This window comes from Tianweitania sp. (assembly GCF_032053605.1).
In the GTDB taxonomy this organism is placed as follows: domain Bacteria; phylum Pseudomonadota; class Alphaproteobacteria; order Rhizobiales; family Rhizobiaceae; genus Tianweitania.
Genome location: NZ_DAMBUH010000069.1, coordinates 349 through 18,946 on the forward strand (window position 1 = coordinate 349; position 18,598 = coordinate 18,946).

Here is an 18,598-nt window from a genome sequence, read left to right on the forward strand (position 1 = left end):
AGAACCTGGCGGCCGCCGCGCTGGCTGGCGACCCCCATGCCGTCGCGCACTTCCATCAGACAGCTTTGGCGGTTCTGAACGCCGTCGACGGTGACCAGGCATTCGAAGCACACGCCCATCAGGCAATAGGGCGCGCGCGGTTGGTCGCCGACGACGGAATGGCGGAAGGTATCGACGCCGCCAGCAAGCAGTGCGGCGGCAAGCGTGTCGCCGCGCTCGGCGGTGACCGGGCGGCCGTCGAAAGAGAAGGTCACGGGATCAATGACCTCACGCAGTCTGCGAAGCATGAAACCTCTGCGATCCGAAGGCTGCAAGACCGTGCGACAGGGCGCCCGCCGCGATCTGGGGCGCAACAACCAGGGCGTGATTGGCGGCGAGCGTCACGCCGGAATGGCACACCGCGATAAAGGCGCCGGGGTGGCTGGCGGATTGCTCGTAGATCGGCAGACCATCAAGCGGCTTGACGCGCAGGCCGGTCCAGCTGCGCACGATGTTGAGGTCGCCCAGCACCGGGAAAGTGCGGACTGCGCGATTAGCGAGCACGGCGCTGATGTCCTGATTGGTGGCCTGGGCTGCCGTATGCGTTTCCTCGCTGTCGCCAATCATGACGCCGCCCTCGTCGGTCTGGCGCAGGGTGGCGGAGGTGTAGTCGAAAAAGGGCGCGCATTTTTCGGTGACGAGGATCTGGCCCTTGCTGCGCTTCATCGGCGCATGAAGGCCGACCATTTCGGCCAGACGGCTATTGTCGAGACCGGCGGCGAGAACGATGCGCTGGGCAACAAGCGTGCCGTTCGGTCCGATCAGCCGAAAGCCATCGCGGACGGGCTCGATGCGCTCGACAGCGTGGCCGGCGCGGTAATCCACGTTGCGCTTCTTCATGCCCGTGTGAAGCGCGCGGAATAGGCGTAGCGCGTTCACATGGCCATCGAGCGGCGAATAGATGGAGCCGACAACGTCCGGGCCGACGAAAGGCAGGCGGTACCGGGTCTCAGTGCCGCTGAGCACCTCGAAGGGGGCAGCACGGCCGTTGGTTTCGCGGACGATGTCCTGCATCTCGGCTTGCCATGTTTCGAGTTCGAGCGGGTCGAGCGCGAAGGAAAAGCCGCCGTTCTGGTTCAAGGACACGTCAATGCCGGTATCTTCAAGAAGAGCGGCGGCCAGTTGCGGCCAGCGTTCGGCCGACGCCTTGGACCACAGCGCGTAAGCCGGCTTGCCGATGCCTTTGCCCTGTACCCAGACCAGCGCGAAGTTGGCACGGGATGCACGGGGATCGAGATCCGCACCGTCGAGAACGGTCGTTTGCAGCCCGGCGCGCGCCAGGCCCCAGGCCAGCGTCGAGCCGACAAGGCCGCCGCCGATCACAACCATTTCGAGGGGGGATGAGGTCATCAGAAGTCCGCAAGGAAATGCGGTGCAGTCGTTGAAGACCGCACCGGAGATGCCGGATCAGCCGCGCGGGCTGACGTCGACCTTGAACCACTTCATGGAGAGTTCCTTGATCGTGCCGTCGGCGAGCGCGGCCTTGATCGCCTCGTCGAACTGCGCCTTCAACTCGGTATCGTCCTTGCGCAAACCGACAGCGATGACGCCGAACACGCCGCCGGAAAAGATCGGGCCGGAAATCTTGGCGCCGGACATTTCAGGCTTGCTCAGCGCTTCGGTGAGCACGGTAGCATTGGCCAGAACGGCATCGACACGGCCGCTGGTCAGGTCGAGATTGTGCTCTTCCGTCGTCTTGTACTCGCGCAGATCGACACCGTCCTTGAAGTAGGTTTCCATGAAGGTGGACGCGGTGGTGGAGCCCTGAACGCCGACGGACTTGCCCTTGAGAAGGCCGGCGATCTTCTCGATGTCCTGCTTGGCTGCGGCTTCTTCAGTGTCGAGCGAATAGGTCTTGCCGGTGCCGGGCATGTCGGCCAGCGGACCATCGCTCGGCACGGCAAAGGCGTTGATGCCTGCAGCATAAGGGTTGGAGAAGGCGATGACTTCCTGGCGCGCAGGGGTGACGCTCATGGCGGCCATGATCGCGTCATACTTCTTGGCGTTGAGAGAGGGGATGATGCCGTCCCAGTTCTGGGCGACGATCTCGCACTTCACCTTCATGCGCTCGCACAGCACCTTGGCCAGGTCGATCTCGAAGCCCTGCAACTCGCCGTTCGGGCCGGAGAAGTTCCACGGTGCGTAGGCCCCTTCGGACGCGATCTTGATCGTCTTTTCCTGCGCGAAGGCATGGCTTCCTGCGGTCAGAAGAAGGGCGGCTGCGAGGATGGATCTGAGTTTCATTGGTTCACCTCTGTTGATGGTTGGCGCGAGCCGTGTTGTCCCTTGGATAACGGCGGCAAGCCGTCAGCGGGCTTCTCGTTCGTCTCGTGATATGAATTGCCGAAAGCGTTCGGAACGCGGGTTCCTGAACACTTCGGATGGCAGGCCCTCTTCCTCGATCACGCCGTTATGGAGGAAGACGGTGCGGGTGGAGACATCGCGCGCAAAGCCCATCTCGTGGGTGACGATCAGCATCGTCCGGCCTTCGGCGGCGAGGTCGCGCATGACCTTCAGGACTTCGCCGACGAGTTCCGGATCGAGCGCGGAAGTCGGTTCGTCGAACAGCATGACGCTCGGATGCATCGCCAGTGCGCGAGCGATCGCCGCGCGCTGCTGCTGGCCACCGGACAGGTGAGCCGGATAGGCATGGCGCTTTTCGGCGATGCCAACGCGGGCCAGCAGGGTCTCGGCCTCGGCGATCGCGTCCTTGCGGTCGCGCTTCAGGACATGCACCGGCGCCTCGATGAGGTTTTCGAGGATCGTCAGGTGAGACCACAGGTTGAAGGACTGGAACACCATGGCGGCCTTGGCGCGCAGGCGGTTGACCTGGGCGTTGTCGCGGGCGCGCGGCTGCTGGCCGGGCTTCTGGTCGAGCGCGATGGTTTCGCCATGGATCGAAACGCTGCCAGCATTCGGCACTTCCAGCATGTTGATGCAGCGCAGCAGCGTCGACTTGCCTGATCCGGACGAACCGAGGATCGAGATGACATCGCCTTCATTGGCGATCAGCGAGACGCCATGCAGCACCTCGTGCTCGCCATAGCTCTTGCGGATGCCGGAAAGAACAACAGCGGGCGTGTTTGCGAGATCAGGCACGGGCTTTCTCCGGCTTGTCGGCAGCTGACACGGGCGCAGGGCGGCGCTCCGGTGACAGCGCATATTCGAGCGCCGCAAACAGGCGGGCGACGATGAAGTTAAGGGCGAGGTAGATTGCGCCGGCGCAGATAAAGAGTTCGATCGGGCGATAGCTCTGCGAGATCAGCTTGGCGGCAATCCCGGTGACTTCCATCAGCGTGACGGTGGAGGCAAGCGCGGTCGACTTCACCATCAGGATGATTTCGTTGCTGTAGCCCGGCAGCATCTGCCGCAATGCCTGCGGGAAGATGATTCGGCGCATTAGGAGGAAGCCGGACATGCCCGTGGCACGCGCCGCCTCGATCTGGCCGGCTGGCACCGACAGGAGCCCGCCGCGGATGATCTCGGCGCTATAGGCTGCGGTGTTCAAAGCCAGAGCCAAAGCCGCGCACCAATAGGCTTGGCGCAGGAAGGGCCAGACCCAGCTTTGGCGCAGCTCGGGAAACTGGCTGATGCCGTAATAAATGATGTAGATCTGGACCAGCAGCGGCGTGCCGCGGAAAACGAAGACGTAGAACTGCGCCGGCAGGTCGAGCCACCATTTGTTCGACACGCGCATCAAGGCTAACAAAACGGCCAGCACGCCGCCGGTGACGACAGACAGCGCAGTTAGCTGCAACGTCAACGGGATGCCCTTCAAAAGAGCGGTGAAGCTTTCCCACAGAAACGGAAAATCGATCAACATCACGCAGCCCCCTGCACGCCGCGCATGGCTCGGCGTTCCGCCAAGCGGAAGCCACGGCCCGACACGAAGGTGATCAGGAGATAGAGGGCGGCAGCCGTGAGATAGAAGCTGAAGGGCTGGCGGGTGGAGCCGGCGCCGATCTGCGACTGGCGCATGATCTCGACCAAGCCGATCACCGAAATCAGCGCTGACTCCTTCAACACCAGCTGCCAGACATTACCCATGCCGGGAATGGCGAAGCGGGCGGCTTGCGGCAGGATGATGCGGCGGAACAGGAGAAAGGACGGCATGCCATAGGCGCGGGCGGCCTCGATCTCACCTTTGGCGAGCGCCAGCACCGCGCCGCGGAACACCTGCATCTGGTATGCCCCGGACACGACGCCGATCGCCATGGCACCGGTGATGAAGGCGGGTGCGCCGACAAAGCCTTCAGCGCCGAACAGGGCCGCAACGCCGGAAATCACCGAGCTTGAGCCGAAATAAAAGAGGTAGATGACGAGGAGGTCGGGGATGCCGCGCAGAACGGTGGTGTAAAACCCGGCGATGCCGCGCAAGAGCATGAAGCGCGAGAAAGCGGCCGCTGCTCCGAGCGAGCCGAGAATCGAACCGATGAGGTAACCGCACAGCGCGACCGCCACCGTCATTCCGGTCGCCGCGAGCATGCCATAGCCCCACCCATTGGGCCCGAAGCCCATGAGCTGCAAGTAATCCAACCTTCAGCCTCTCGTTCCCGCGCGTGTTTGACACGCGTCGATTGATCCAGCGCTCGTTTTGCGGGCTGGCGTTCTAAAGAGCAAGATTGTCAACGCGCCTGCATTCCGTCAAATTCGTAATAGGCGCTCAAGAATAAGCGAATGTTATGCTGAGACGATGATGAACCTGAGACAGGTGGAAGCGTTCCGTGCCGTGATGCTGACGGGGCAGATGACGACAGCAGCCGAGCTGATGTCGATCACGCAACCGGCGGTCAGCCGGCTCATCCGCGACTTCGAACATGCCACCAACCTGCGGCTGTTCGAGCGGCGCGGCAACCAGATCATTCCCACGCAGGAAGCCGTCACGCTCTGGAAGGAGGTCGACCGCGCCTTCGTGGGCATGAACCACATCGCGGTTCTCGCCAAGGAGATCGCGCGGCAGGCGGCGGGCACGCTGAGGATTGCGGCCATGCCTGCGCTGGCCAGCGGGGTTCTTCCGCGCTTTCTCGCGCGCTTCCTGCGGGACAAGCCGAACCTGCAGGCCTCGCTGAGCGGCCTGCCCTCTTCCATGGTGATCGAAGCGGTGGCGGCGGGTCAGGCCGAGATCGGCTATGCCGACGGACCGCTCGACCGGCCGGGCTTCATTATCGAAACGCAGTCTATGGCCGCGGTCGTTGCCATGCCGGACGGGCATCCGCTTGCGGCCAAGGAGGTCATCCATCCGGCCGACCTTCAGGGCCAGCGGATGATCAGCCTGGAGCCGGGCACGGTGTTCGCCATGCGGGTGGAGGTGGCGCTTGCGGGTGTTCAGCGCCTTTCCAATGTGGAAACCAGGCTGTCGCACACGGCCCTGTCTCTGGTGAGCGAGGGGGCGGGTATCGCCATCATCGATCCGACTTCGGCAAGCGAGTTCACCGATAGAGGAGTTGCGGTGCGACGCTTTGGTCTTTTCATCGATGCCGGGTTTCTCGCCATCCAGCCGGCCAATCGGACCCGGTCTGATATCGTCGATCGCTTCATGCGCGAGTTCATTATCTTTCACGACGAGTGGGTGAGCGGCGGTTAAGCATCCGCCCTCCCCGCAATCGGCACCACATCAGGCCGATTTGCGATACCCGTGCAGATGCGGGTTCACGGCGTAGGCGCTTTGAAACTGCTTGGCGGCGACGGGGCGGCCGACATGGAAACCCTGGACCTTGTCGATTTCGAGCTCTCGCACGAGCGCAACATGTTCGTCCGTTTCAACACCTTCAATGAGGACCGAATGGCCGCGGTTGCGCACCAGGCCGACGATGTCGCGCAGCATCGCCTTGCCCCGCGTCGTATCGCAATCATGCAGGAAGGAACGGTCGATCTTGACCGTGTCGAAATCGATCAGCCGCAGCCAGGACAGGCCGGCAAAACCGGTGCCGAAATCGTCCAGCCAGATGCGGATCCCCAGCCGCTTGAGGTCGGCGATGCAGCGCAGAACGTCGGAATGCATTTCCATGTCGAGGCCTTCGGTAATCTCGAAGGCAAGCTTGCTGCCGCTGACGCCGGTCTCAGAAAGGATCGCAGCGACTGATGCCGCGAAACCGGGCGCTTTCAGTTGGATCGGCGAAACATTGACGCTGACCAGCGATACGTGCCCATCCATCAAGAGGTCTTGGCAGACCGTGCGGATCGCCCATAGGCCGAGGTCGAGGATTGCGCCGGTCCGCTCGGCGACCGGAATGAACTGGCTCGGCAGAACCAGTGTGCCGTCCAGCATCCGCAGGCGCATCAGCGCTTCCACCGCTTCGGTCTCGCCGGACGCGATGTGCTGGATGGGCTGGTAAACCAAGGATACCAGCTTTTCGCGTGTCGCCATCCGCAAAAGGGCAGCGACATTCTCGCTTTCGTCGCTGGTGAAAGGATCGTTGGGGTCGAACACGCGCGAACAATTCCGGCCGCTTGCCTTTGCCGTATAAAGCGCGCGATCGGCTTCGTGGATGATCCGCTCCAGCTTGCCATCATTGCGCGGCCGCACCAGAGCCGCGCCCACGCTGACCGTGACGAAGGACGTGCCATCGCGCCGCTGTTCATGGGCGATCCGAAGATCTTCGACGGCAAGACGGATGCCTTCGGCAAGCTCGGCCACTTCGTCTTCGGTGGTTATAGGAGCCAGGATGATGAATTCCTCGCCGCCGTAACGGCCGATGAAGCCATGATGCTTGTTGATGGTTTCGCTGAGCGCATCGGCCACCAGGCGCAAGCAATGATCGCCTTCCTGATGGCCGTAAAAGTCGTTGAACTTCTTGAAGAAGTCGACATCCACCAGCATCGCCGAGAAGCTCATGCCGAGCATCTGCCAGTCGTCCCAGAAATCGCGCAGCTTCTCGTCCACCGCACGGCGGTTGGCGACGCCGGTGAGCGCATCCGTGCGCGACAGCTTCAACAGGGCTTCACCGCGCTGAACTGCCTCCGTCTGGCGAATGCGCGCCTTCATGGCGTTCAGGAAGACGCTGAACCGCTCCTTGTTGAGCTTCCAATTCACGTAAGTCGTGAAAGCAAAGCAGGAGAGATAGAAGGTGGCCAAGGTTACCTGATAGGCTTCGCTTCCGGGAAGGATGTAAAGCGCTGTTAGCACACTGACTAAAATTGCCGAGGATGAAATTACAGACAAGACAAAGTGGAAGCTGAAGAACAGGTTTGCAGCCATCATAAAGATGGCGCCATAGAACATGTAATACGAAAAATTGAGGGTATATTCCGTGGAAATGGACGTAATCAGCCATGCAAGATAGCTGGCCACCAGCCCCACTGCGCAGGTGAGATCCAAGACGTCTGAGCTTACGTTGCGGTGATACTGATATTCAAAGAATGGCAGAGCAATAAGGCCGACTGAAAAGCGCGCGGCGATTGAATAGTGGGCAATATCCGGCGTCAGATATATGTCTGTCAGGGAAAACAGCAGGTACATAACGAAAGCCAGCCATATTCCCTGGCGCGCAATCATGCGCCGTGGCTTGTCACTCTCGCTTTGATAGAGGCCACGAAGCGACTTTGGCAAAGTCGCACGTGGTGTTCTTAGGAGCGTTGTCTCGACAATTGCTGACAGGCGCTGGTCATTCATGTTGCTGAACCGAACCTGTTGTTAGTGTGGCAGAGCGGATCGCCATCAGGAAGGTAATTGCCCCCTGATCGCTTCCCCGCCCCAAGCAACCCGTATCGCTCTTATAGGCTCAGGTCCTTTCCGTGCGCTTTAACGGATCCATCCAATTGTCTGGATTGACCTTACGCCGGCTGAGTTTCATTGCGAAAACGAGCCTCTTAGTCGAACTGTTTAGAACCTGCTTAATAAATTGATCTAGTAAGATCTTCCCGAGAATGTTAACCCCTCGTTATGGTTAACAATAGTTAAGCCGGGAAGCGGGAATGAGCCAAATTGTGTTGGACGGGATGAGCCTGATTACCCCGGAAGCAGTCGCCAGAGAGCTGGGGCCGCAGGTCATCGCAGACCCGAACCCGGCAGCGGAAACTGTCCGTGCTCAACTCGCCCTCGTGCTCCAGCTTGCCGAACAGCGTTTCCTCGCCGGGGACAATGTGATGGCGGCGACCAGCCGGATCAACGAAGATCTGCACGGAATTCGCAGCCGAGTGAGCCCGCAGGTCTGGAAGAGTTTCATTCCTTTCGTGCAGAACCACGCTGTCGCCGATTTCCTGTTGCAGGATCCGTTCGTGCGGTGGTCATTCGAAAAGCCGCGCGGATATTCCGGTGATGCTCAGTTGCTCGACTTCATCTATCGCCACCCGTCGGCGGAAGGTGCGATCGCCGCAGCCTCGCCGGTCGGGCAGCAGGTCTACAAGGTTTCCAGCGCCGCACAATCCTCGGCTGCTGTGCGCGAGCGGCGCGATCTGTTGACCACCTACGTGGACGAAGTGGCGGCCACGCATGGCAAAGACGCGGAGATCCTGACCATCGCTGCCGGTCACTTGCGCGAGGCCAACCGCTCGATCGCATTACAAAGCGGTGACCTCGCCCGCTGGGTGGCGCTCGACCAAGATCCGCTCAGCGTCGGCTCGATGGTGCGCGACTTCGCAGAAACGGCGGTCACGCCGATCGATGGCTCGGTCAGCGGTCTCCTGACCGACACGTACCAGCTTGGCCAGTTCGATTTCGTGTACGCCGCCGGCCTCTACGACTATCTGCCCCGCAAGGTTGCCGTCAGGCTGACCAAGAAGTGCATGCAGATGCTGAAGCCGAAAGGCATGTTCCTGTTTGCCAACTTCGCCGCAGGCATTCCCGACGACGGCTTCATGGAAACCTTCATGAACTGGTCGCTGCTGCTGCGCACCGAAGCGGAGATGTGGGACATCGTCAATGCCAGTGTCGATCGTAACACGGTGGATGCGCAGGTGTATTACGGCGACAACCGCAACATCGTGTACGCGACGATCCGCAAGAACGGCTGAGATGAGAGCCGGCAACGCGCGGTTGGTTCTGGGACCGCGCGGACTGCTGTTCAGGATGACCCGTTCGTTCTGGTCTTGCTCGACCTGCCGCGGTAATCCTGGCGCATTCGGTGTCACAGGAGTTGGGGTAAACAGCAACCCTGTGTACCATGCAGCTGACAGCGCAGTATCCAGGATCGTCCTTCTTGCAATCTGAACCCGGCTTCGAACAAGTTACCGCCCGTGCCACGATCCAGGACTTGGTTTATCGGCAGCTTCGCAACGCGCTTATCAACGGCGACTTCGATCCAGGGCAGACCCTGACGATCTCGTCGTTGGCCGGGCAGTTCGGGACGAGCCACATGCCTGTGCGCGAGGCCTTGCGCCGGCTCGCAGCCGAAACAGCGCTCGATGTCGCCCGCAACGGATCAGCCCGCGTTCCCGTCGTATCCCGCGCCCGCTTGGACGATCTGTGCCGTGCGCGCATGGCAGTGGAAGGCTTGGCAGCAGAACTTGGTGCACGCTTCATCACGGACGAAGACCGCACGCGCTTGGCGGCTATCGAAGGACAGCATACTGCTGCGGCAAAGGCCGGCAACGTTTACCAGATGCTGCTCGCGAACCGCGACTTTCACTTTGCAATCTATCGAGCGTCAGACTCCGATGTTCTGGTGCAGCTCATCGACACGCTTTGGCTGCGGTTCGGACCCTATATGCGGATGCTCTCCACACATGTCCGACCTCTGGTCGAGCAAGGCCCGCACGAACCATACATCAAGCAGCACCTTGCAATCCTGGCGGCCATCGAAGCACGCGACGAAAGCCGTACGCGGCAGGAACTGGAGCAGGATATCCAGACGACCTGGGACATGTTGAAGGACCTTTGCCACTAGCCGATGGGGCGATGGGGGCGCCGCTGTGACTGCTCCGCGTCTGTAGACGTTTTGAACTTAAAGGAAGGCTCTTGACGTCCAAGCCAGCTTCATGATCATTTGATCAAATTGACGGAGAGGTTGATGTCCGGCTACTTCCTTTATCACTCGATCGGCACTTTCCCCGGCAAAGCGACTTCGATGGCGCAGGCTCTCAGCCGTTTTTCAGAAGCATGGTCGGCGGAAGATGACGCGCAGTGGCCCTATGCTCTGCATCAGCGGCAAGCGTTCATAGAAGCCTGGGAACGGCTCATCTCGGCTCCAGCCCACAGTTTGACTACCGCCGAGAATGTCACGACCGCTCTGTTCAGCCTGATCGGCGGCCTGCCTGCGGGTCGTCTCAGGAACAAGCGCGTGCTGGTAGCCGCCGATTGTTTCCCCAGTCTGCATTTCCTGCTGGCGAAGCTGCAGGACAGGTTCGGCTTCACGCTCGATACCGTTCCGATGCGCGAGGGCGAGCGGTGGGTCAACGACGACGATCTTCTGGAACGCTGGGGGCCAGATGTCGGCCTTGCGCTCCTGACGCTGGTATCCTCCACCACCTCCCACCGTTGCGATGTCGCGCGGCTAGCCGAACATGGCCGTCGCATGGGCTCGATCATCGGCGTGGATATTACGCAAGGCGTGGGCGTCGTACCATTTTCGGTTGCCACGCTGCCGGTGGACTTTGTTGTCTCCACCTCACTCAAGTGGCTGTGCGGCACGTCGGGTGCCGGCATTCTCTATGTTCAGCCGGACCTTATCGCTCAATGCGAGCCCGAGCTGAGAGGCTGGTTCAGCCAGGAAAACCCGTTTTCCTGGGATCTGGACAAATTCAGCTATGCCTCGGATGCGCGCCGCTTCGACCATGGCACGCCCGCGATCCTTGCCAGCGTTGCGTCCCTGCCCGGACTTCAATGGGTAGAAAGAACAGGCGTTGAGGCGATTGCCGCTCAGAACCGGAACTCGACGGAGCGTCTGGTGGCTATCGCACAAGAGAATGGCTGGACGTTGACATCGCCTCAAAGCCCACAAGAACGCGGCGGAAGCGTGATGATCACTTTGCCCGATCATGCGGTGCCCAGCGAGGTTGTTGCGGGCTTACGCCAACGCGCGCTTTATGCTGATGCGCGCGGCACCACACTGCGCCTGTCGCCGGGCATCGTGACGACGCAAAACGATGTGGAGGCTTTGGGAGAAGCGCTTCACTCGATGTTGCGCAAGTAGACGTGCCACAAGAGTGTTGCTGCGCCTTTTAAACCGCAGCGGCGAAAAAGCCAGCATGACTGGCACATAAGGGGAAAGACCATGAACAAACGCATGAGCCTTATCGCATTGGCGCTGACCGCATTCGGCGCGCTTGCCTTGCCTTCTCAAGCACAGGAAAACGTCGTGCTTGGCGCCTATGCTGCCAACCCGCCCTGGGAGTTCAAGAACGAAGCCGGCACGTTCGAAGGCTTCGAGATCGACGTCGCGACCGAAGCCGCCAAGCGGATCGGCAAGGGTATAGAGATCCAGGAATTGGGCTTCCAGGCCATGTTTGCGGCCACCGCGTCGGGCCGCATCGATTTTGCCGTGTCTTCCATCTCGGTCACCAACGAGCGTCTGGCCAACCAGTCGTTCACGCAGCCTTATTATGACAGCGACGGCACGATCGTGGGTCGTCAGGGTACCGAAATTGCGACGCTTGAAGATCTGAAGGGCAAGACGATCGGCGTTGTTGCAGGCACCACGGGCGACAAGTGGGCCAAGGAAAACGCCGAGAAATACGGCATCGCCGATGTCACGAGCTACAATGCCCAGCAGGACCTGCTGCTCGACGTTCAGAACGGTCGCATCGATGGCGGTGCCGGCGAACTCGCCGGCTTCCAGTTCGCGATCAAGCAGATCCCGTCCTTGAAAGTTCTGGTGCGCATTCCGACCGGCGAGCGTTTCGCCATGATGGCTAAGAAGAACCTGCCGATGCTGCCGGAAATCAACGATGCCATTTCCGCCATGAAGAGCGATGGCACCATGGCCAAGATTCACGAAAAGTGGTTCGGCGTGGCGCCTGAAGCAGTTACCAGCACGCTGACCGCCATGCCGGTCCCGACCGCACAGTAAGCACGCTTGGCGAGGCGTCGATCAGGCGCTTCGCCGGCCTCTTCTTCACGATCGGTGCGGGCTGCCCCCATGGAATTGATCGACACTTTCTTTAACTGGGACATCCTGCTGCGATCGTTCCCGATCCTGATGCGCGGCCTGAGCAATACGGTTGTTCTGGCGTGTTGCAGCATCGTTTTGGGGACGTTTGCGGGGCTGCTTCTATGTCTGGTCAGGCTTTATGCGCCTCGACCGGTCCAGCTGCTTGCAGTCGCCTATATCGACATGTTCCGCGCGCTGCCGATCCTGGTTCTGTTGATCCTGATTTACTACGCGCTTCCTTTCGTCGGCATCCGGTTCAGCTCCTTTGTTTCCGCTTTGCTGGCGCTCTCTATGGTGCTGGCGGCTTTCACGGCCGAAGTCTGCCGCGCGGGCATCCAGAACGTGCCCGTCGGACAGTTCGAGGCGGCGGCGACGCTGGGCATGCCCTTCTGGCTTGGAATGCGCAAGATCATCCTGCCGCAGGCTGTAAAGGTCATCATTCCCCCACTGACCAGCAACTCCATTGCCGTCTTCAAGGACACCGCACTCGCGTCGGTCGTCGCCATGCCCGACCTGTTGAAGCAGGCGCAGGACGCACAGGCGCTGATGGCCAATCCGACCCCGCTGATCGGCGCGGCCATCATCTACCTCGCGCTGCTATGGCCGCTGGTTCGCGTCGTTGGCTATCTCGAAGCGCGCAACCAGCGTCTGCAGATGCGATGATCGTCTTGCGCACTTTCTTCCGCTTACCGGCTCGCCTGACATCGAGGCCCTCATGACTGCCGCGCATCCGCATGTAATCGATCGAAACAGCCCGCCTGTCGTCAGCATGAGCGGCATCAACAAGTGGTATGGCAGCTACCACGCCTTGCGCGACATCGATCTCGATGTTGCCTCGGGGGAACGCATCGTGTTGTGCGGGCCGTCCGGTTCGGGCAAGTCGACGCTGATCCGCACCATCAACCAGCTGGAGACCCATGCAAGCGGGACGCTGCGGGTGAACGGCCAGGAGCTGACGCCGGGCATGAAGAAGCTGGATGTGGTGCGGCAGGATGTCGGCATGGTGTTCCAGCACTTCAACCTGTTTCCGCACCTGACCATTCTCGAGAACTGCACGGTGGCGCCGATCTCGGTACGCAAGGTGCCGAAGCGCGAAGCCGAGGAGCGCGCCATGCACTACCTCGAGCGGGTCAAGATTGCCGAACAGGCCAGAAAGTATCCGTTCCAGCTTTCCGGCGGCCAGCAGCAGCGTGCGGCCATCTCGCGATCCTTGTGCATGGTGCCGAAGATCATGCTGTTCGACGAGCCGACCTCGGCGCTCGACCCCGAGATGGTGCGCGAAGTGCTCGAAACCATGATCGGCCTGGCCGATGAGGGCATGACCATGATGGTGGTGACCCACGAGATGGGTTTTGCCCGCGAAGTGGCCGACCGCGTGATCTTCATGGATGCCGGCGAGATCAAGGAAGTGGCGGCCCCGGACGCCTTCTTCGCCAATCCAACCGAGCCCCGCGCGCGTGCCTTCCTCAATCAGATCATGCACTGAGCGATGACCGCGACTTCTGCTTCAACTATGCCTTTCCCGGTGGATGCCGTGCGGGCGCAATTTCCCGCATTAGCGCAGGCAGGACCGTTCATCTTCTTCGACAATGCGGCGGGCGCGCAGGTGCCGCAGGGTGGGTTCGATGCGGTCAACACGCATCTGCTGCACCACAATGTTCAGCGTGGTGGGCGTTACCGGCAGAGCGTGGCGGTGGATCGCTCCATGGCGGATGCGCGCGAAACGGTTGCCCTGTTCCTGAACGCGGAGAACCCAGCCGAAGTCTCGTTCGGAATGAATGCGACCTCCTTTATTCGGCTGGTCAGCCTCGGCATTGGACAGATGCTGGGAGAGCGCAACGAGATCGTGGTGACCGATCTCGATCATGACGCCAATATCGCGACGTGGCTGGCGCTCGAAGCGCTCGGCGCCAAGTTCGCCTGGTGGCGCATGCGCGATGACGGCAAGCTCTACCTTGAAGACCTTCAGCCGTTATTGAACGAACGCACGCGGCTGGTTGCCTTCACGGCAGCCTCCCACGCGCTGGGAACGCTTGTCGATGTTCGCTCCGTTGCTGATGCCGCGCATGGTGTCGGCGCCGAAGTGTTCGTGGATTGCGTTCATTACGGTCCGCACGGGCTGATCGATGTTCAGGCCTGGGACTGCGATTATCTGATCTGCTCGGGCTACAAGACGTTCTCGCCGCATATGGGTTTTCTGTGGGGCAAGCTCGACAAACTGCGCGCTCTGCCGACGTTCCGCGAAGACTTCATCCCGAACGAACCGCCCTTCAAGATTGAGGTCGGCACCTTCGTTTATGAGAATGTCGCGGGCATGGCGGCCGCCATCCGTTACCTTGAAGGGCTCGGTGAGACACTCGGCGCGACGGGTTCGCGGCGGCAGGCGATCGCGACTGCGATGGCGGCGATCCAAGCTTACGAGCGCGAGCTTTCGGCCCGCTGCCTCGACGTGCTGCACCGGCGCGGTGCCGTGATCTACGGTTTGGCTGATGCGGAGCGAGCCAGCAAGCGCGTGCCGACCATCTGCTTCAACTTTCCGGGTCATGCGCCGGCGGAAATCGCGCAGGCCTTGGCCGACCGCGACATCGGCATTCGCGACGGGCACATGTTCGCGCCACGACTGATGGAAAGGCTCGGCCTTGAAATGGCGAGCGGCGCGATGCGCCTTTCGCTCGTTCATTACAATTCAGCCGCCGAAATCGAGCGCTTCGACGCAGCGCTTGGCGAGATCCTTTAGAGCGCGACCGCCGCTTGCCTGATTATCCGGAGATATCCATGACCCGCTTTGCCCGACGCATCACGCAGACATCGCCGAAGAATTACGGCATGTTCGAAAAGGCGATGGCCAAGGCCGCGACGGGCGCCGACCTCATCCACCTCGAACTCGGCAAGCCGTTTCATGATACGCCCGACCACATCAAGAAGGCCGCTGCCGACGCCTTGTGGGCCGGCGAGGTTCATTACAGCGACATGCGCGGCGAAAGCGCCTTGCGCGCGGCCCTCAAGGACAAGCTTGCCTCCTACAACAAGCTGGACGTGGCGGCTGACGAGATTCTCGTCACGAACGGGCTGACGCAAGCGTCCTATGCCGCGTTCATGGCGCTGCTCGACGATGGCGACGAATGCATTTTGCTCGAGCCGTTCTATCCGCAGCACGTCAACAAGATCGAGATGGCGGGCGCGAAGGTGGTTCTGGCGCCGCTCGATCGGGAAGCCGGCTTCCGCATCCGGCGCAATCTGATCGAAGCCAAGATCACCAAGCGGACACGCATGATCGTGCTCGTCAATCCGGCCAATCCGACCGGCCGTGTCTATTCGCGCGAGGAGTTGCAGGTCGTCGCGGATCTCGCGACCGAGCATGATCTCGTCGTGGTGTCAGACGAGGTCTATGAGCAGATCCTGTTCGACGGCGTCGAACACACCTCCATCGCTTCCCTGCCGGGCATGAAGGCGCGCACCGTTTCCATGTTCGCCTTCACCAAGGCCTATGCGATGGACGGCTGGCGATTGGGCTACCTCGTTGCCGACAAGGCGATGATGTCGGGCATCATGAAGATCACGATGAATGAAGTGACCCACGTCAACACCTTCATCCAGTATGGTGCGCTGGCAGCCGTGACCGGGCCGGCGGAGGTGCTGGACGCAATGGTGGATGACGATCGCCGCAAGCGCGACCTCGTTGTGCAACGTCTGAACCAGATGCCCGGCGTCATCTGCGCGGCACCTGAGGGCACGATCTACGCCTTTCCGGATATTTCCGGCACGGGATTGACCGCCCAGGAAGCCGCCGACGCCATTCTTGAAAAGGCCAGCGTGGTGGTGGAAGCCGGCAGCTTCTATGGCGCATCAGGCAACAGTCATCTGCGCGTTTGCTTCGGCTCCGAAAGCTATGAGCGGATCGAGGAAGCCATGGATCGGCTCGGCACGTTCTTCAACAATCTGTAGAAGGTGTCGCTAAGGGACGGCTTAGAGCACCGTCCTTACGTTCCAAAGCTCGGGGAAGAGGACGACATCCAGCATGCGGCGGAGATAGGAAACGCCGCCAGTGCCGCCGGTGCCCCGCTTGAGGCCGATAACGCGTTCGACCGTGGTGACGTGGTTGAAGCGCCAGCGGCGGAAATAGTCCTCGAAGTCGACCAGCTTTTCGGCCAGCTCGTAGAGGGTCCAGTACTTCTCCTCGTCGGCGTAAATCGCCTTCCAGGCTTCCACCACCTTCGGGTTCTCTGACCGCGCACTGCGCCACTCGCTGCGCTCAGCTTCCTCGCCAATGTCGAAGCCATTGCGGTGAAGCAGAAGCAGCGCTTCATCGTAGAGGCTCGGCGCAGACAGGATGTCTTCAAGGCCGGCCAGAACTTCCGGGCGGTGGCTGTGCGGGTTGAGCATGGCAAGGTTGCGGTTGCCGGCGAGGAACTCGATGGCGCGATATTGGTAGGACTGGAAGCCCGAGGATTGGCCGAGCGCATCGCGGAAGTGGCTGTATTCGCTGGGCGTCATCGTGCGCAGCACATCCCAGGCATTGTTGAGCTGCTCGAAAATGCGCGCGACCCGCGTCAGCATCTTGAAGGCCGGTTGCAACTGATCCCCGCGGATCGCCGCGATAGCAGAGCGCAACTCGTGGATCGCGAGCTTCATCCATAGTTCGGACGTCTGATGCTGAATGATGAACAGCATCTCGTCATGCGCATCGGACAGCGGCTCTTGCGCGTTCAGGATGCGCTCGAGGCTGAGATAGTCGCCATAGGCCATGCGGTCCTTGAACGACATCTGCGCCCCTTCCTTCTGGGGATCGTAGGGCTCGGTCATGTGACGCGTGCCTTCTTGCGGTATTCCTCTTTGTCCCAAAGACGATCGGCCATGATCTCGGCCAGGATTTCGACGGCGCGCAACACATCTTCCTGCGATACGTATAGCGGGGTGAAGCCGAAGCGCAGGATGTCGGGCGCGCGGAAATCGCCGATGACGCCACGGACAATGAGCGCCTGCATGATGGCGTAGCCTTCCGGGTGGCGGAACGAGACCTGGCTGCCGCGGCGGCTCGGATCGCGCGGCGATGCGAGGGTGAGATCAGGGCAGCGCGCTTCGACTTGCTTGATGAAGCTCTCCGACAAGGCAATGGAGGCGGCGCGAAGATCGCCCATGTCGACGCCGTTCCAAGCATCGAGCGCGGCTTCCAGGGACGCCAGCGCGATCACCGGCGGTGTGCCGACCCGCATGCGCTCTATGCCGGTTCCGGCGCGGTAATCCAGATCGAAGGCGAAGGGCGCTTCATGACCCATCCAGCCCGACAGGCTGGGGCGTGCCGTATGCGCATGGCGGGGCGCGACATAGATGAAGGCCGGTGCGCCAGGGCCGCCATTCAGATATTTGTACGTGCACCCAACCGCGAAGTCCGCTTGCGCGGCGGCGAGTTCCACCGGCAAGGCGCCGGCGGAATGAGCGAGATCCCATACGGTGATGACGCCGGCCGCATGGGCCTTGGCGGTCAGCGCCTTCATGTCGTGGAGCCGGCCGGTTCGGTAATCCACTTCGGTCAGCATCAGAACGGCGACGGTGTCATCGATGGCGGCTTCCACCGCTTCCGGGTCAACGACCTTCAACTCATGTCCAGCGCCGCGCGAGCGCAGCAGGCCTTGCGCGATGTAAAGGTCGGACGGAAAATTGCCGTTGTCGGACAGAACAACCTTTCGGCCCGGATTAAGGTCCAGCGCGGCTGCCAGAGCCTGATAGACCTTGATCGACAGCGTGTCGCCCATGACAACGGTGCCAGGCTCTGCGCCGACGAGGCGGCCGACGCGATCACCGACGCGCGCCGGCTGTTCCATCCAGCCGGCAGCGTTCCAGCCGCGGATCAGCATCTCGCCCCACTCGGCTTCGAGTGTTTGGCTCACCCTCTTTGCGGCGGCAACAGGCAGCGGCCCCAGCGAATTGCCGTCGAGGTAGATCACGCCGTCAGGAAGGTGGAACAGTTTCCGCGTGGTGGTAAAGTCGGTCATCGTCAGCCTTGTTGGCGCAGCAGGAATCGCTGGATCTTGCCTGTCTGGGTTTTCGGCAGGACATCCACGAATTTCACAGAGCGCGGATATTTGTAAGGCGCAATCGTCGCCTTCACATGATCCTGCAGCAGTTTGGCCGTCTCGTCACCCGCATCGATGCCGGAAGCGAGCACCACATAGGCTTCCACGATCTCGCCGCGGTCACGGTCTGTCGCCCCGATCACCGCACATTCCAGCACATGCTCATGCGCAAGAAGTGCGGCTTCCACCTCCGGTCCGGCGATATTGTAGCCTGCCGAGACGATCATGTCGTCGGAGCGCGCGGCAAAATGGAAGCGGCCTTCCTCGTCCTGGATGAAGGTGTCGCCGGTCAGGTTCCATCCGTCCCGCACGGAATCGCGCTGCCTGTCGTCGGCGAGGTAGCGGCAGCCGGTCGGGCCGCGCACGGCCAGGCGCCCGATGCTTCCGCGCGGCAACTCGTTCATGTCCTCATCGACGATGCGCGCCTCGTAGCCGCCGACAGGGCGGCCGGTCGATCCG

At 61.3% G+C, this 18,598-nt stretch carries 19 protein-coding genes; 9 read left to right on the plus strand and 10 right to left on the minus strand.

What is annotated here, in order from left to right:
- From RTX98_RS14515 to RTX98_RS14540, 6 genes are all read right to left on the minus strand, one after another.
- The coding region (locus tag RTX98_RS14515) for a (2Fe-2S)-binding protein (protein WP_312797477.1) at positions 1-287 on the minus strand (287 nt) is incomplete at its 3' end.
- Positions 268-1,389, minus strand: a complete 1,122-nt coding sequence (locus RTX98_RS14520; protein WP_312797478.1) for an FAD-dependent oxidoreductase — start codon at positions 1,387-1,389, stop codon at positions 268-270. The genes RTX98_RS14515 and RTX98_RS14520, both read right to left, overlap by 20 nt.
- A gap of 57 nt (positions 1,390-1,446) precedes the next feature.
- Positions 1,447-2,283 (minus strand): transporter substrate-binding domain-containing protein, encoded by an 837-nt coding sequence (locus tag RTX98_RS14525; protein WP_312797479.1) that lies wholly within the window; start codon positions 2,281-2,283, stop codon positions 1,447-1,449.
- A 63-nt stretch (positions 2,284-2,346) separates the two neighbouring features.
- Complete coding sequence (locus tag RTX98_RS14530) at positions 2,347-3,138, minus strand: ABC transporter ATP-binding protein (RefSeq protein ID WP_312797480.1); 792 nt, start codon at positions 3,136-3,138, stop codon at positions 2,347-2,349.
- A complete protein-coding gene (locus RTX98_RS14535) occupies positions 3,131-3,862 on the minus strand; it encodes an ABC transporter permease (protein ID WP_244641573.1) in 732 nt (243 codons plus the stop codon). Before RTX98_RS14535 ends, RTX98_RS14530 begins: the two co-directional genes overlap by 8 nt.
- Positions 3,862-4,557, minus strand: a complete 696-nt coding sequence (locus RTX98_RS14540) for an ABC transporter permease subunit (RefSeq protein ID WP_312797499.1) — start codon at positions 4,555-4,557, stop codon at positions 3,862-3,864. Before RTX98_RS14540 ends, RTX98_RS14535 begins: the two co-directional genes overlap by 1 nt.
- A gap of 178 nt (positions 4,558-4,735) precedes the next feature.
- Here RTX98_RS14540 and RTX98_RS14545 point away from each other — a divergent pair, with 178 nt between their 5' ends.
- Positions 4,736-5,623 (plus strand): LysR substrate-binding domain-containing protein, encoded by an 888-nt coding sequence (locus RTX98_RS14545; protein ID WP_312797484.1) that lies wholly within the window; start codon positions 4,736-4,738, stop codon positions 5,621-5,623.
- 30 nt (positions 5,624-5,653) lie between these two features.
- On the opposite strand, the gene RTX98_RS14550 is transcribed toward RTX98_RS14545, so the two are convergent.
- Positions 5,654-7,651, minus strand: a complete 1,998-nt coding sequence (locus RTX98_RS14550) for a putative bifunctional diguanylate cyclase/phosphodiesterase (RefSeq protein WP_416223131.1) — start codon at positions 7,649-7,651, stop codon at positions 5,654-5,656.
- A gap of 302 nt (positions 7,652-7,953) precedes the next feature.
- On the opposite strand from RTX98_RS14550, the gene RTX98_RS14555 reads away from it, so the two are divergent.
- The 8 genes from RTX98_RS14555 to RTX98_RS14590 all read left to right on the plus strand — a co-directional run bounded on the left by RTX98_RS14555 (position 7,954) and on the right by RTX98_RS14590 (position 16,010).
- On the plus strand, positions 7,954-8,991 hold the full coding sequence (locus tag RTX98_RS14555; RefSeq protein WP_312797485.1) for a class I SAM-dependent methyltransferase: 1,038 nt from the start codon (positions 7,954-7,956) through the stop codon (positions 8,989-8,991).
- 185 nt (positions 8,992-9,176) lie between these two features.
- Positions 9,177-9,863, plus strand: a complete 687-nt coding sequence (locus RTX98_RS14560) for a GntR family transcriptional regulator (protein ID WP_312797486.1) — start codon at positions 9,177-9,179, stop codon at positions 9,861-9,863.
- A 123-nt stretch (positions 9,864-9,986) separates the two neighbouring features.
- The gene (locus RTX98_RS14565) at positions 9,987-11,108 is read left to right on the plus strand and encodes an aminotransferase class V-fold PLP-dependent enzyme (protein ID WP_312797487.1); all 1,122 of its coding nucleotides are present in this window, start codon (positions 9,987-9,989) and stop codon (positions 11,106-11,108) included.
- 81 nt (positions 11,109-11,189) lie between these two features.
- Positions 11,190-11,984 (plus strand): ABC transporter substrate-binding protein, encoded by a 795-nt coding sequence (locus RTX98_RS14570; RefSeq protein WP_312797488.1) that lies wholly within the window; start codon positions 11,190-11,192, stop codon positions 11,982-11,984.
- 69 nt (positions 11,985-12,053) lie between these two features.
- Positions 12,054-12,728, plus strand: a complete 675-nt coding sequence (locus tag RTX98_RS14575) for an amino acid ABC transporter permease (RefSeq protein ID WP_312797491.1) — start codon at positions 12,054-12,056, stop codon at positions 12,726-12,728.
- Positions 12,729-12,780: 52 nt separating this feature from the next.
- A complete protein-coding gene (locus RTX98_RS14580; RefSeq protein WP_416223132.1) occupies positions 12,781-13,551 on the plus strand; it encodes an amino acid ABC transporter ATP-binding protein in 771 nt (256 codons plus the stop codon).
- 3 nt (positions 13,552-13,554) lie between these two features.
- Positions 13,555-14,802: a cysteine desulfurase-like protein gene (locus tag RTX98_RS14585; protein ID WP_312797493.1), complete on the plus strand. Its 1,248-nt coding sequence runs from the start codon at positions 13,555-13,557 to the stop codon at positions 14,800-14,802.
- A 38-nt stretch (positions 14,803-14,840) separates the two neighbouring features.
- Positions 14,841-16,010 carry a pyridoxal phosphate-dependent aminotransferase gene (locus RTX98_RS14590; RefSeq protein WP_312797495.1) on the plus strand — a complete coding sequence of 390 codons (1,170 nt, stop codon included), beginning with the start codon at positions 14,841-14,843 and terminating at the stop codon, positions 16,008-16,010.
- Positions 16,011-16,031: 21 nt separating this feature from the next.
- Here RTX98_RS14590 and kynA read toward each other — a convergent pair whose 3' ends face one another.
- From kynA to RTX98_RS14605, 3 genes are all read right to left on the minus strand, one after another.
- Complete coding sequence (gene kynA, locus RTX98_RS14595; protein WP_312797496.1) at positions 16,032-16,868, minus strand: tryptophan 2,3-dioxygenase; 837 nt, start codon at positions 16,866-16,868, stop codon at positions 16,032-16,034.
- Positions 16,865-18,058: a kynureninase gene (kynU, locus tag RTX98_RS14600; RefSeq protein ID WP_312797497.1), complete on the minus strand. Its 1,194-nt coding sequence runs from the start codon at positions 18,056-18,058 to the stop codon at positions 16,865-16,867. The genes kynA and kynU overlap by 4 nt, the downstream gene beginning before the upstream one ends.
- 2 nt (positions 18,059-18,060) lie before the next feature.
- Positions 18,061-18,598: AMP-binding enzyme (locus RTX98_RS14605; RefSeq protein ID WP_312797498.1), on the minus strand; the 538-nt coding region annotated here is incomplete at its 5' end.

Coding starts and splice junctions, on each gene's coding strand:
- RTX98_RS14565 (WP_312797487.1), top strand. CDS start 9,987: ATGTCCGGCTACTTCCTTTATCACTCGATCGGCACTTTCCCCGGCAAA.
- kynA (WP_312797496.1), bottom strand. CDS start 16,868: ATGACCGAGCCCTACGATCCCCAGAAGGAAGGGGCGCAGATGTCGTTC.
- kynU (WP_312797497.1), bottom strand. CDS start 18,058: ATGACCGACTTTACCACCACGCGGAAACTGTTCCACCTTCCTGACGGC.
- RTX98_RS14540 (WP_312797499.1), bottom strand. CDS start 4,557: ATGGGCTTCGGGCCCAATGGGTGGGGCTATGGCATGCTCGCGGCGACC.
- RTX98_RS14555 (WP_312797485.1), top strand. CDS start 7,954: ATGAGCCAAATTGTGTTGGACGGGATGAGCCTGATTACCCCGGAAGCA.
- RTX98_RS14575 (WP_312797491.1), top strand. CDS start 12,054: ATGGAATTGATCGACACTTTCTTTAACTGGGACATCCTGCTGCGATCG.
- RTX98_RS14545 (WP_312797484.1), top strand. CDS start 4,736: ATGAACCTGAGACAGGTGGAAGCGTTCCGTGCCGTGATGCTGACGGGG.
- RTX98_RS14550 (WP_416223131.1), bottom strand. CDS start 7,651: ATGAATGACCAGCGCCTGTCAGCAATTGTCGAGACAACGCTCCTAAGA.
- RTX98_RS14525 (WP_312797479.1), bottom strand. CDS start 2,283: ATGAAACTCAGATCCATCCTCGCAGCCGCCCTTCTTCTGACCGCAGGA.
- RTX98_RS14580 (WP_416223132.1), top strand. CDS start 12,781: ATGACTGCCGCGCATCCGCATGTAATCGATCGAAACAGCCCGCCTGTC.
- RTX98_RS14590 (WP_312797495.1), top strand. CDS start 14,841: ATGACCCGCTTTGCCCGACGCATCACGCAGACATCGCCGAAGAATTAC.
- RTX98_RS14570 (WP_312797488.1), top strand. CDS start 11,190: ATGAACAAACGCATGAGCCTTATCGCATTGGCGCTGACCGCATTCGGC.
- RTX98_RS14520 (WP_312797478.1), bottom strand. CDS start 1,389: ATGACCTCATCCCCCCTCGAAATGGTTGTGATCGGCGGCGGCCTTGTC.
- RTX98_RS14535 (WP_244641573.1), bottom strand. CDS start 3,862: ATGTTGATCGATTTTCCGTTTCTGTGGGAAAGCTTCACCGCTCTTTTG.
- RTX98_RS14585 (WP_312797493.1), top strand. CDS start 13,555: ATGACCGCGACTTCTGCTTCAACTATGCCTTTCCCGGTGGATGCCGTG.